Here is a 13,132-nt window from a genome sequence, read left to right on the forward strand (position 1 = left end):
ATGGGGTGCGATCAGGCGGCGAGGATCTTGTTCCACTCCGCAACGCGGTCGGCCTTGGCGGCCAGCACGGCGTCGGTGTCGCCTTCGATGGTGAGCGTGTTGATGGTGTCGCCCTGGGCAACGCTATCCACCACGTCCAGGCCCTGGGTAACCTTGCCGAACACGGTGTGCTTGCCGTCCAGCCACGGGGTGGCGGTGTGGGTGATGAAGAACTGGCTGCCATTGGTGTTCGGGCCGGCATTGGCCATGGACAGCACGCCGCGCTCGTGGCCGACGCCATTGTTGGTTTCGTCTTCGAAGCGATAGCCCGGGCCGCCGCGGCCGGAACCTTCCGGGCAACCGCCCTGGACCATGAAGTCGGCGATGACGCGGTGGAAGCTCAGGCCGTTGTAGAAGCCGCGCTTGGCCAGGTTGACGAAGTTGGCGACGGTGAGCGGTGCCTTCTCCGGGTACAGCTCAACAACGATCGGGCCGCGGGACGTGTCGAAAGTGGCGATCAGGGACATGGAAATCCTTGCAGGTTCTGGGGTGATCAACAGCCCATTAGGATACACCCGGGCGCGTGGACGACCGCGCAGTTACGACCATGGTCCAAGGCCGTCGCCGGGCCTGGATCCGCCCGCCGTCACGCTGCCTGAATGGGGGATCTGAATTGCCTTCAGCTAATCCGCAACGGCAGCGCAACGAAACCGCTATAATATTCGGCTTACCTCATCTCAAGACTGGCGCCAGACAGGGGCCCTTTCCGCATGTCCATTGAAAAACTCCGCAATATCGCCATCGTCGCGCACGTCGACCATGGCAAGACCACCCTCGTCGACTGCCTGCTGAAGCAGTCCGGCACCCTGTCCGAACGCACCGTCTTGGCTGAGCGTGTGATGGACAGCAACGATCAGGAAAAGGAACGTGGCATCACGATCCTGGCCAAGAACACGGCCATCACCTGGCAGGGCAACCGCATCAACATCGTCGACACCCCGGGACACGCCGACTTCGGTGGCGAAGTCGAGCGCGTGCTGTCGATGGTGGATTCGGTGCTGATCCTGGTTGACGCGATGGACGGCCCGATGCCGCAGACGCGCTTCGTGACCCAGAAGGCCTTTGCGATGGGCTTCAAGCCGATCGTGGTGGTCAACAAGATCGACCGTCCCGGCGCACGTCCGGACTGGGTGATCGACCAGGTGTTCGACCTGTTCGACAAGCTCGGCGCAACCGACGAGCAGCTGGACTTCCCGATCGTCTATACCTCCGCATTGAACGGCTACGCCAGCCTGGATTCGGACGTGCGCGACGGCGACATGACCCCGCTGTACGAAGCGATCATGCAGCACGTGTCGGCACCGGACGTTGATCCGGACGGTCCGTTCCAGATGCGCATCAGCCAGCTGGATTACAACAATTTCGTCGGTGTGATCGGCATAGGCCGCATCCAGCGCGGCGTGTTGAAGAAGAACATGCCGGTCAGCGTGATCGACCGCGAAGGCAAGAAGCGTCAGGGCAAGGTGCTGCAGGTGCTGGGCTTCCTGGGCCTGGAGCGCATCGAGCAGGACACCGCCGAGGCCGGCGACATCGTCGCCATCTCCGGCGTGGCCGAGCTGACCATCTCCGACACCGTGTGTGCGCTCGACGCCCCGGAAGGCCTGCCGCCGCTGACCGTGGACGAGCCGACCATCTCGATGACCTTCCAGGTCAACAACTCGCCGTTCGCCGGCAACAAGGACCTGTCCGGTGGCAAGTTCCTGACCAGCCGCCAGCTGCGCGATCGTCTGGACCGCGAGCAGGTGCACAACGTGGCACTGAAGGTCGAGGAAGGTTCCGACGCCGACAAGTTCCTGGTCTCCGGCCGTGGCGAACTGCATCTGTCGGTGCTGATCGAAAACATGCGTCGTGAAGGCTACGAACTGGCCGTGTCGCGTCCGGAAGTGATCATCAAGGAGATCGACGGCAAGCAGATGGAGCCGATCGAACAGCTCGTGGTGGACATCGAAGAACAGCACCAGGGCGGCGTGATGGAAAAGCTGGGCAGCCGCAAGGGCCAGCTGAAGAACATGGAATCGGACGGCAAGGGCCGCGTGCGTCTGGATTACATGATCCCGGCGCGTGGCTTGATCGGCTTCCAGAACGAGTTCCGCACCCTGACCCAGGGCTCGGGCCTGCTGTTCCACGTGTTCGACCATTACGGCCCGAAGGAACAGGGCGCCATCGCCAAGCGCCAGAACGGCGTGATGATTGCCAACGCACCGGGCGCCACTCCGGCCTATGCGCTGGGGCCGTTGGAAGAGCGTGGCCGTCTGTTCGCCGCTGAAGGCGACAACGTGTACGAAGGTCAGCTGATCGGTATCCACTCCAAGGACAACGATCTGACCGTCAACGCGATCAAGACCAAGCCGCTGACCAACATGCGCGCTTCGGGCAAGGACGATGCGATCAAGCTGACCCCGGCGATCAAGTACACGCTGGAGCAGGCACTGGACTTCATCGAGGACGACGAGCTGGTCGAAGTCACCCCGAAGGAAATCCGTCTGCGCAAGAAGGGTTTGACCGAAAGCGACCGTAAGCGCTCTGGCCGTTCGGGCTGAGTTACTGACTAAGCCACAGTCGTGAGCAACAAGCCTTACAGCCCGGATCCGCGCGCGCATCCGGGTCTCCACGCGATCGCCTTGCTAGAGGCGGTCAAGGGCGGGCTTGCGCTATTGGCGGCGACGGGCCTGGAAATTCTGGGCCCGCTCCCGCTGCAACATGCGGTCAGTACGCTGATTCGCCGTTTCAATCTGGATCCGGACCACGGCGCATTGCCGTCGTTACTCAAGACCATCAGCCCCGATGCGGTGCATCTGGCGGCCGCCGCAATGCTGGCCTACGGCCTGCTGCATGTGGTGGAAGCCTGGGGTCTGTGGCGTGCCAAGGCCTGGGCCTCGGTACTGGGCTGCCTGTCGGCGGCCATCTATCTGCCCTTCGATATCTACGCCATCGTCCGCCATCCTGGCTGGACCGCTTGGGCCGTGCTGGCGATCAACCTGATCGTGGTCGGCGTACTGGCACGCGATCTGGTCAAGCGCCGACGTCGCTGACCCTGCCTGCCCGTCCACGGGCGCGCGATCACGTTGTCACCCCGACGCAGCGACGCTAGCCTGCGGAAGGTCCCCCGCGGAAAACCTCCCATGCGCTCCACCACCCTGTCTTTTGCGCTGCTGCTGGCGTTGTGCGGCTGTGCGCATGCCGATGACACGATGCGTCCGGCAACCGACGCCGCTTCGGCTGCCAAACCGCTCGACCTGATCGATGCCGACGTCGCCGGCCTGCAAGCGCGCATGGCCCGTGGCGACACCACCAGCCTGGCACTGACGCGCGCCTATCTGCAGCGCATCGACACCATCGACCGCGCCGGCCCAACGCTCAACGCCGTGATCGAGCGCAATGCGCAGGCCGAAACGGACGCCCGCACCCTGGACGCAGAGCGCGCCGCCGGCCGCGTGCGCGGACCGCTGCATGGCATCCCGGTGCTGCTCAAGGACAACATCGACGCGCTGCCGATGGTCAACAGTGCCGGCTCGCTGGCACTGGCCGAGTTTCGCCCTGCTCGCGATGCGTTTCTGGTGCAGCGCCTGCGCGCGGCCGGTGCGGTGATCCTGGGCAAAACCAATCTGAGCGAATGGGCCAACTTCCGTTCCACCCAATCCAGCTCCGGCTGGAGCGCCCGCGGCGGGCTGACCCGCAATCCCTATGCGCTGGATCGCAATCCGTGCGGCTCCAGCGCCGGCACCGGCGCAGCGATCGCTGCCAGTCTGGCCACGGTAGGCATCGGCACCGAAACCGACGGCAGCATCACCTGCCCTGCTGCGGTCAATGGCCTGGTCGGGCTCAAACCCACCGTCGGCCTGGTCAGCCGCGACGGCATCATTCCGATCTCGGCCAGCCAGGACACCGCCGGCCCGATGACCCGCAGCGTCGCCGACGCCACCGCGCTGCTGCAGGCGATCGCCGCGCCCGATCCGCAGGACCCGGCCACGCGCCATGCGCCGTCGTCCACACCAAACTATCTCGCCCACCTCAAGCCCGATGGCCTGCGCGGCGCGCGTCTGGGCCTGCTGCGCAATCCACTGCGCGAGGATCCCGCGATCGCCGCAGCTTTGGATCGCGCCGTACAGACCTTGCGCGCGGCCGGCGCCACGGTAGTTGAGACCGCCCTGGTCACGGATGGCAAGTGGGATGCTGCTGAGCAGACGGTCTTACTGGTCGAATTCAAGGCCGGTTTGAATGCCTATCTGCGCAGCCACGCTGCGCCGATCAAAGATCTGGACGCGCTGATCGCCTTCAATCGCGCCAATGCACAGCGTGAAATGCCCTACTTCGGACAGGAATTGTTCGAACAGGCGCAGACTGCGCCCGGCCTGAAGGACCCGGGCTATCTGAGCGCGCGCGCCAGCGCCAGGCGGCTCGCTGGCGAGCAAGGCATCGACGCAGCCCTGAAAGCCGATCGCCTGGACGCACTGATCGTGCCGACCACCGGCGCGGCCTGGGTCACCACGCTCGGCAAGGGCGACACCTTTCCCGGCGCCGGCTACGGCGCCGCGGCAGTGGCCGGGTATCCCAGCCTGAGCGTGCCGATGGGGCAGACACAGAGTCTGCCGCTCGGATTGCTGTTCATGGGCACCGCCTGGAGCGAGCCGCGCCTGATCGAACTGGCCTACGCCTATGAGCAACGCAGCCACGCGCGATTTGCGCCCAGCTACGCGCCCAGCGCACCGCTGGCGACACCGGCTGCACCGCAGCCGAAGGCGCCCGACTGACTGAGAATCTGCAAAGCAGCACTGGTCATCGATTGATACGCATGCCGCACGCCTCACAACCGAACCTGGCGCAGCCTGTCGGCAGGCACAGCTAGATCGAAGCCGCAGGCTCGCCGTCTTCTGCACCTGGCGAACGCACGCTGTCCGGTGCGATCGGCTTCTTCGCGCCTGATGACGGCTTTTCCTGCGTTGCAATTTCGGCGCGGATTCTGGGCAGCGCATAGGCGTGCTCGCGGGTCAGAAAATCGATCATGCGTTCGCGCACCAGACAACGCAGATCGAACGCATCGCCGGAATTGCGCGCGCTCACCAGCAAACGCACCTGGATGGTGTTGTCGCTGGTGTCGGTGATCTGGGTGACGCAGACGCGCCCATCCCATAGCGGCTCGCTGTGGCAGATGCGCTCCAGTTCCGCGCGCACTGCCGCAATCGGCGTGCGGTAATCCAGCCACAGGAACGCGGTACCGAGCAGGTCCGCACTGGCGCGCGTCCAGTTCTGAAACGGGTTTTCGATGAACCAGGTCAATGGGACCACCATGCGCCGTTCGTCCCAGATCCGCACCACCACGTACGAACTACCGATCTCTTCAATACGGCCCCATTCGCCTTCCACGATTACCACGTCGTCCAGGCGGATCGGCTGAGTCAGCGCAATCTGCAAGCCGGCGATCAGGTTGCCGAACACCGGCTTGGCCGCAATACCGGCCACCAGCCCGATGATCCCGGCCGACGCTAGCAGCGTCTTGCCGATCTGGCGCACCTGCTCAAAACCGAGCAGCACCACCGAGATACCGAGCAGGATCACCGTGCCCATCACCACGCGACTCAAGACCCGTGTCTGGGTCTGGATACGCCGCGCGGTGAGATTGTCCGATACCTCGATCGGATTGCTGCGCAGGATCGCCATTTCGCCGGCGGCAACCGCACGCACCAACAACCAGGTGACGCAGCCGACAATGCCGACATGCAACAAGTGCTGCACCGCGGCCAGCGCCTTGCCGGATAACGGCGTGGCCTCGGTGGCGATACCCAGAAACAGCAGCGGCAGAATGAAGGCCGCCGGCAGCGTGACCACGCGAATGATGCGTGCGCGGCGGTAATCGCGGCCCTGCATGCGGCGAAACAGCCACAGCATCAGCGACCAGGTAACGACGCCCGCCAGCAGCGCGGCGCCCAGCGGGATTGCGTATTCGCGGATGACGTTCCAATCGGCAGTCAAACCGTTCCTCCTGTGGGGGGAAAGAGGGATGGCTGCAAGAGCATGCCGCATGCGGCATGAGCGTCACGTCATACGCACACTGACTTCATGCGCCCAGCGGCTGCGATGCCACCTGTTGCTGCTTGCGTACGATCGCCATCGCGATTTCCAGCGACTGCTCATAGTTCAAGCGCGGGTCCACGCTGGAGCGATACGCACGCTCCAGATCGCGCTCGGTCAACTCGCGCGCACCGCCAGTGCATTCGGTGACATCTTCGCCGGTGAGTTCCAGATGCACGCCACCCAGCCGCGTGCCGGCCGCCGCATGCAGATCGAAAGAGGTTTCCACTTCGCTGCGAATATTGTCGAAACGCCTTGTTTTATAGCCATTTCCGGTGCTTTCGGTGTTGCCATGCATCGCATCGCAGACCCATAGCACGCGTCGGCCATCGCGCTTGACCGCATCCAGCAACGGCGGCAGTTTCTCGGCAATCTGCGTGGCACCCATGCGATGGATGAAGCTCAGGCGGCCAGGTTCGTCTTCCGGATTGAGCACATCGATCAGGCGCAGCAACTGGTCCGGCTGCACCGACGGCCCCACCTTGATCGCGATCGGATTGCGCACGCCACGCAGATACTCCACGTGCGCGCCATCCAGCGCCGCGGTACGCATGCCGATCCACGGGTAGTGCGTGCTGAGATTGAACCAGCCCCACTGGCGCGGCACCTGCCGGGTCAGGCCTTCTTCGTACGGCAGCAACAATGCTTCGTGAGACGTGTAGAAATCGATGCGATTGAGGTTGTACACCTCCGATCCGGACAGGGTTTCCATGAAGCGCACTGCGTCGCCGATCGACGCCACCATCTTCTGGTAGTCCGCCGCCAGCGGCGAATAGCCCACCCAATCCAGATTCCAGTATTCGGGGTGATGCAGGTCGGCGAAGCCGCCATCGATCAACGCGCGCACGAAGTTCATCGTCATCGCCGAACGCGAGTGCGCAGTGATCATGCGGCGCGGGTCAGGCACACGCGCCGCTTCGGTGAAGGCCGGCGCATTGATCACATCGCCGCGGTAGCTGGGCAAGGTCACGCCATCGCGCGTTTCGGTATCGGCCGATCGCGGCTTGGCGTACTGCCCGGCAAAGCGCCCTACCCGCACCACCGGCAGGTGCAGGCCATGCACCAGCACCAGGCTCATTTGCAGCAGCACTTTCAGCCGATTGGAAATCGTGCCCGACTCGCAATCGCTGAAGTTCTCCGCGCAATCGCCGCCCTGCAGCAGGAAGCGCTTGCCCTCCTGCGCTTCTGCCAGCTGGCGTTTGAGCGCGAAGATCTCCCAGGAGGTCACCAACGGTGGCAACTGCCCCAACTCGTCCATGGCGCTCTGCAATGCAGCTTGATCCGGATACACCGGCAGCTGCAGCGCGGGTTTGCCACGCCAGCTACCGGGCGCCCACACGGAGGCAGCGGAATCGGAAACGGGAGAAGGGGCGGAAAGATTCATGGCAACAGCACTCCTGGACAGCCTGCGATGGTGGCAGAGCCGGCGCGTCCCGCAAAGCGCTCTGCACCGATGCCGCCCAGGGACGAAAGCACTGTTGGCGCGGCAATGCCTGCCAAGCGGTCGCGAGCGACTGAACGGCAAGCAAAGCCGTCGGGACAGGCATGACTTTCGGCCTACGCTAGCGCCCGCCCGTAAGCAGAATGTTACGAGGTAACACCCTCCTCCCTAGCCGTCCTGCGACCGCCATGACCCCTCGCCGCCTCCCAGCCGCCATCGTTTCCATCCTGCTGTCTTCCTGTGCCGGTACCGCAATCGCCGCAGATGCCGTTGCCGACCAAACCACCGATCTGGACACCGTCAACGTCATCGCCAAGCTTGAGGCGGCGCGCAACGCCTTGTCCCCGGATATCGGCAGCAGCCAGTACACCATCACTGCCGAAGACATCGACCGCCTTCCACTCGGCGCCTCCACACCGCTCAACCAGGTGCTGCTGCAAGCGCCGGGCGTGGTACAGGACTCGTACGGCGGCATTCACGTGCGCGGCGATCATGCCAACCTGCAGTACCGCATCAATGGCGTGATGCTGCCCGAATCCATCTCCGGCTTCGGCCAGAGCCTGGAGCCACGCATCATCAAGAACCTCAAACTGCTCGATGGCGCCTTGCCCGCGCAGTTCGGCGACCGCACCGCCGCAGTTGTGGACATCACCACCAAGAACGGCGCCGAGCTGGGCAATGGCGGCAGCGTCGGCATCACCGGCGGCTCCTACGACACCGTCAATCCGAACGCCTCGCTGTGGGGCAGCAGTGGGCGCTGGAGCTGGTTTGTGACCGGCGACTACGAACAGAACAGCCACGGGCTGGAAAACCCGGTCGACAGCCGCTCGCCCGACCACGACAAGACCCATCAGGGCAAAGGCTTTGCCGATCTGAGCTATCTGATCGACGAAAACACCCGCCTCAGCCTGTTGGTCGGCTATGCCAACAATCGCTTTCAGATTCCCAATAATCCCGGCCAGACTCCGGCGTTCGATTACCTTGGCACCATCGATTTCGATTCCTCGCGTCTGGACGAAAACCAGCGCGAAACCACCCGTTTTGGCACCTTGGCACTGCAGGGCATGCTCGGCGACACCAGCTATCAGCTGTCGGCTGGCCAGCGTTACAGCAGCGTCGCCTTCTCGCCCGATGTGGCCGGCGATCTGATCTTCAACGGCATCGCCTCGCAGGTGGACCGCAGCAATCGCGCCAACACCGTGCAGGCAGATTTCTCCACGCCTTGGGGCAATGCGCACACGCTGCGCTATGGCCTGTACGGCAACTTTGAACATGCCATCGCCAGCAACAATTCCTTTGTTTTCCCGGCCGATGCCGACGGCAACCAGAGCAGCAACGTGCCGGTGTTCATTGCCGATGGCAGCCGCTTCCACGCCAGCACGTACGCGCTGTATCTGCAGGACGAATGGAAGATCGGCGACGACTGGACCGTCAACTACGGCGTGCGTGGCGACCGCTACAAGGCCTTCGGGGCAAGCGAGGGCCAGCTCAGTCCGCGCCTGGGCGTGGTCTGGACGGCAAGCGACAGCACCACCGTGCATGCGGGCTACGCGCGCTACTTCACGCCGCCTGCCAGCGAGCTGATCTCTACCAGCGATATCGCGCTGTACGACGGCACCACCAACCAGCAGTCCACCGGCGGCGGACCGACCACGCCGCTCAGCGAACGCAGCGATTACTACGACCTCGGCATCTCGCAAGTGGTGAGCGAGCACCTGACTTTGGGCCTGGACACTTACTACCGCAAAGCCGACCGGTTGCAGGACGAAGGCCAGTTCGGCGCCGCTTATGTCTATTCCACCTTCAACTACCGCAACGGCCGCATCCGTGGTGCCGAGTTCAGCGCTGACTACAGCAATGGCCCAGTCACCGCATATTTCAATCTGGCCTACAGCAAGGCGATGGGCAAACAGGTCCTGACCAGTTTGTACAACTTCGACCCGGACGCATTGGCGTACGCGCAAAACAACTGGATTCATCTGGACCACGACCAGAAGCTGACCTCCTCCGGCGGCATCAACTACGCCATCAGCGACAGTAGCCGGATCGGTGCGAATTACCTCTATGGCAGCGGCCTGCGTACCGATACCGACACCGTGCCTAATGGCGGCGAACTGCCCTCGTACTTCCAGTTGAATCTCAGCGCCGGGCACGATTTCGCGCTTACCGCGCATCCGCTGCACGCGCAGCTGGCCGTCCTCAACGTGCTCGATCGCAGCTACCAGCTACGCGACGGCGGCGGCATTGGCGTGTTCGCACCGCAATGGGCGCCGCGCCGTGGTGTTTATCTGAGTCTGCAGCAGACATTCTGAGCGCAACACGCGGCGCACCGGTAACTGCGCAACGCAGCAGAAGGAACCGGTCGATTCCGGGTCCTTCTGCTTTTTCAGGCACAACGAAAATCAGGGTATTGGATCTGAATGGTCAAACGCCTGTACCTGCCATGTCGTGGGCTCAAGCTCAGCGCTTCGGGGCGTCATAACGTCCATCAACGTAACGCCTTGCCCACGCCCCGACCAGCGCGTGCCGGTGCCATCGCTGACGCAATCGGCCGACCTCACGGAGGCGACATGCTCAACCAAACCAGCCGCATCACCTATGCGCAACCCACGGCACAGGCTCACGCCACGAGTAACGGCCAGCGAGCGGAGAGTGAGCGCGCAGCGGACTGCGCACAGAAGCGGACTGCTTACAGAACGCGATTTCGCGCATCTGCCCTACTGCCCCGGTCACCGGAGCAGTTCTATCGCCGGCAATCAACGCCCGTCAGTGATGCACAGACGTCCGGCGTGCTTTGAAGCCGGCGTACAGCGCCCACAAGGCAAGCGACACGAACCAGACCATGCTCCACATCGGCATGCTCAAGCCCAGAAACCGCCAGTCGATATTGCCGCAATCCCCGGTGCCGGTCAGCACGGTGCGGAACACTTCGAACGGCCCCATCGTCTCGCTCAGAAAGCTCAGCGGCGGGCCGCATGACGACATCATGTCCTTGGGCCGGATCTGCACCCACACGTGCCGTGCCGCGATACCCATACCCACACCGGCGGCGATGAAACTCAGCACGCCATACACCTTGCGCCCTCCGGCAGCACGCGGCCCATGCAGCGCACCCAGCAGGAAAAACACCGCCAGCGCCGCAAACGCGATCCGCTGAAAAATACACAGCGGGCAAGGCTCGAGCCCCAGGTGCAATTGCACATAGATCGCGTAGGCCAGCAGTCCTGCGCAAGCAACAAACCCCAACAGAAACTGTGCCCGGAAACCCCAACGGAATGGATTCATCGTGACCGCTTGCCTAGGACCAAGGCGTCGATTATCAGCCATGACCGCCGCCGTGACCACGGATGCATGCGTCTGACGGAGCGCCTGCTGCGAAGCGCTGCAACACCTCTGTGGTGCTGCCGGCCTTATCGCCTAGGTGCAGAGCACTCAGGCGAACCCAAAGATGGTGGAGCCATCCAGATCACTCGGCGTGGATGATGATCGGGGTCAGGCATGAACAGGTGCCGCACATTGACCACATCACCGCTAACTGCCTGACACGGACACAGATGAAGGCGCTACACGTGGAATCCGCCACATCCCCATCTCTGCGCTCTCCACTAGGTCCTTTGGAGTACAACGGATGTCGACAACAAGTCGACAACAAGCCGTCGACCCACGCCCGCCCGAGACGTCGGTGGCTCTCACTTGATCTGCGGCGCGTCGCTCCAGCGCCCCAATACGGCCTCGCCTATCCCCACACACCCCGACTTCCCCGGGTTCCAAACTCGCATTTCTGCCTTCAAACCCATGCGACACGAACTGGCGGATTCTTCAACCCACGCAGGCAGTACCGCAGCGCCGCGTAATTGCACCAAACCAGCCGCGCACCCCAAGCCGCGTCCATCGATAACCCAAACGCCCCAATAAAAAAGCCCGGCGTGAGCCGGGCTTTTTCGAGAATCTGTGTGAAGCGATCCGATTACTCGGCCACTTCTTCTGCCACGACCGGACGGTCGACCAGCTCGACATACGCCATCGGCGCATTGTCACCGGCACGGAAGCCGGCCTTCAGGATGCGCAGGTAGCCGCCGGGACGGGTCGCGTAACGCGGGCCCAGTTCGACGAACAGCTTGCCCACGGCTTCCTTGTCGCGCAGGCGAGCGAACGCCAGACGACGATTGGCCACGCCATCGACCTTGCCGATGGTGATCAGCGGCTCGGCGACGCGACGCAGTTCCTTGGCCTTCGGCAAGGTGGTCTTGATCAGCTCGTGCTTGAACAGCGAAGCCGCCATGTTGCGGAACATGGCTTCGCGGTGCGCGCTGGTGCGGTTGAACTTACGACCGGATTTCTGGTGACGCATGAGTGTGATTTCCTAAGGAATGTTGAGACTACTGAGAGACGTTGTCGCCATCCTGGCGCTGTTGAATGGACTGCGGTTGGTCCGAACCGGCCGTCCTTCGACCGGGTGTCATCGCGGGCTTTGGCCCGTCGATGTGGAAACACAAACATGGGCGCCCGAAGACGCCCATGCCTTGAAACATTAACCAAGCATGCCGTGCTGGGCGACACCGGCCGGCGGCCAGTTTTCCAGCTTCATACCCAATGCAAGGCCGCGCTGTGCCAGCACTTCCTTGATTTCGGTCAGCGACTTCTTGCCCAGATTCGGGGTCTTGAGCAGCTCCACTTCGGTCTTCTGGATCAGATCGCCGATGTAGTAGATGCTCTCGGCCTTGAGGCAGTTGGCCGAACGCACGGTCAGCTCGAGGTCGTCGATCGGGCGCAACAGCACCGGATCCACGCCGCTGGCAGCCGGCTTGGCCGCACCGCGATCGCGGTGGGTGAAGTCACCGAACACCGACAGCTGATCGCTGAGGATGTCGGCGGCGGTGCGCACGGCTTCCTCGGCATCGATCGTGCCGTTGGTTTCGATATCGATGACCAGCTTGTCGAGGTCGGTGCGCTGTTCGACGCGTGCAGCTTCCACGGCGTAGGCAACGCGACGCACCGGCGAGAACGACGCATCCAGCATCAGGCGACCGATGGTACGGGTCTCTTCGTCCGGACGACGACGTGCAGCAGCCGGCTGATAGCCGAACCCACGCTCGATCTTCAAACGCATGTTCAGTGCGGTGTCTTTGGTCAGGTGGCAGATCACGTGGTCACCGTTGATGATCTCAACGTTGTGATCGGTCCTGATGTCGGCCGCAGTGACCGTACCCGGACCCTGCTTGGACAGCGAAAGCGTGGCGCTGTCGCCACTGTGCATCCGAATCGCCACGTCTTTCAGGTTCAGCAGGACGTCAAGCACGTCTTCCTGCAAACCCTCGACCGTGGTGTACTCGTGCAGCACGCCGTCGATTTCGACCTCGGTAATCGCAAAACCGGGGATCGACGACAACAGCACACGACGCAGGGCATTGCCCAGCGTGTGCCCGTAACCGCGCTCCAAGGGCTCGATCACGACCTTGGCACGGTTGTCGGTAAGACGTTCGATCTGCGGACCACGAGGGCGCAGAACCTGGTTGGCGGTAACCGTCATGTTGCGGGGTCTCCTGCGAACCTCCGGCAGTGCCGGAGGCTCTCCAATGTGAA

Annotated in this window: 10 protein-coding genes; 4 read left to right on the forward strand and 6 right to left on the reverse strand. The window is 63.2% G+C overall.

Annotated elements, in window-relative coordinates; translation table 11 throughout:
- Positions 1 to 11: 11 nt before the first annotated feature.
- Positions 12 to 506, reverse strand: a complete 495-nt coding sequence (locus ABQZ00_RS15220; RefSeq protein ID WP_055846084.1) for a peptidylprolyl isomerase — start codon at positions 504 to 506, stop codon at positions 12 to 14.
- Positions 507 to 749: 243 nt separating this feature from the next.
- On the opposite strand from ABQZ00_RS15220, the gene typA reads away from it, so the two are divergent.
- From typA to ABQZ00_RS15235, 3 genes are all read left to right on the forward strand, one after another.
- Positions 750 to 2,579: a translational GTPase TypA gene (gene typA / locus ABQZ00_RS15225; protein WP_055846087.1), complete on the forward strand. Its 1,830-nt coding sequence runs from the start codon at positions 750 to 752 to the stop codon at positions 2,577 to 2,579.
- 21 nt (positions 2,580 to 2,600) lie between these two features.
- Positions 2,601 to 3,071, forward strand: a complete 471-nt coding sequence (locus ABQZ00_RS15230; protein ID WP_055846090.1) for a DUF2127 domain-containing protein — start codon at positions 2,601 to 2,603, stop codon at positions 3,069 to 3,071.
- 105 nt (positions 3,072 to 3,176) lie between these two features.
- Positions 3,177 to 4,790: an amidase gene (locus ABQZ00_RS15235; protein WP_323538874.1), complete on the forward strand. Its 1,614-nt coding sequence runs from the start codon at positions 3,177 to 3,179 to the stop codon at positions 4,788 to 4,790.
- 91 nt (positions 4,791 to 4,881) lie between these two features.
- Here ABQZ00_RS15235 and ABQZ00_RS15240 read toward each other — a convergent pair whose 3' ends face one another.
- Entirely contained in the window at positions 4,882 to 6,009 is a 1,128-nt protein-coding gene (locus ABQZ00_RS15240) for a mechanosensitive ion channel family protein (RefSeq protein ID WP_323538845.1), read from the reverse strand.
- Between the two features lie 85 nt (positions 6,010 to 6,094).
- On the reverse strand, positions 6,095 to 7,492 hold the full coding sequence (locus ABQZ00_RS15245; RefSeq protein WP_115512407.1) for a class II 3-deoxy-7-phosphoheptulonate synthase: 1,398 nt from the start codon (positions 7,490 to 7,492) through the stop codon (positions 6,095 to 6,097).
- A gap of 245 nt (positions 7,493 to 7,737) precedes the next feature.
- Here ABQZ00_RS15245 and ABQZ00_RS15250 point away from each other — a divergent pair, with 245 nt between their 5' ends.
- Positions 7,738 to 9,861, forward strand: a complete 2,124-nt coding sequence (locus tag ABQZ00_RS15250) for a TonB-dependent receptor (RefSeq protein ID WP_323538844.1) — start codon at positions 7,738 to 7,740, stop codon at positions 9,859 to 9,861.
- 454 nt (positions 9,862 to 10,315) lie between these two features.
- On the opposite strand, the gene ABQZ00_RS15255 is transcribed toward ABQZ00_RS15250, so the two are convergent.
- The 3 genes from ABQZ00_RS15255 to ABQZ00_RS15265 form a co-directional block, all read right to left on the reverse strand.
- On the reverse strand, positions 10,316 to 10,834 hold the full coding sequence (locus ABQZ00_RS15255) for a disulfide bond formation protein B (protein WP_055846102.1): 519 nt from the start codon (positions 10,832 to 10,834) through the stop codon (positions 10,316 to 10,318).
- Positions 10,835 to 11,516: 682 nt separating this feature from the next.
- A complete protein-coding gene (gene rplQ, locus ABQZ00_RS15260) occupies positions 11,517 to 11,900 on the reverse strand; it encodes a 50S ribosomal protein L17 (protein WP_003486665.1) in 384 nt (127 codons plus the stop codon).
- A gap of 180 nt (positions 11,901 to 12,080) precedes the next feature.
- A complete protein-coding gene (locus ABQZ00_RS15265) occupies positions 12,081 to 13,079 on the reverse strand; it encodes a DNA-directed RNA polymerase subunit alpha (RefSeq protein WP_002811635.1) in 999 nt (332 codons plus the stop codon).
- Between the last annotated feature and the right edge of the window lie 53 nt (positions 13,080 to 13,132).

This window comes from Xanthomonas sp. WHRI 10204 (assembly GCF_040202875.1).
In the GTDB taxonomy this organism is placed as follows: domain Bacteria; phylum Pseudomonadota; class Gammaproteobacteria; order Xanthomonadales; family Xanthomonadaceae; genus Xanthomonas.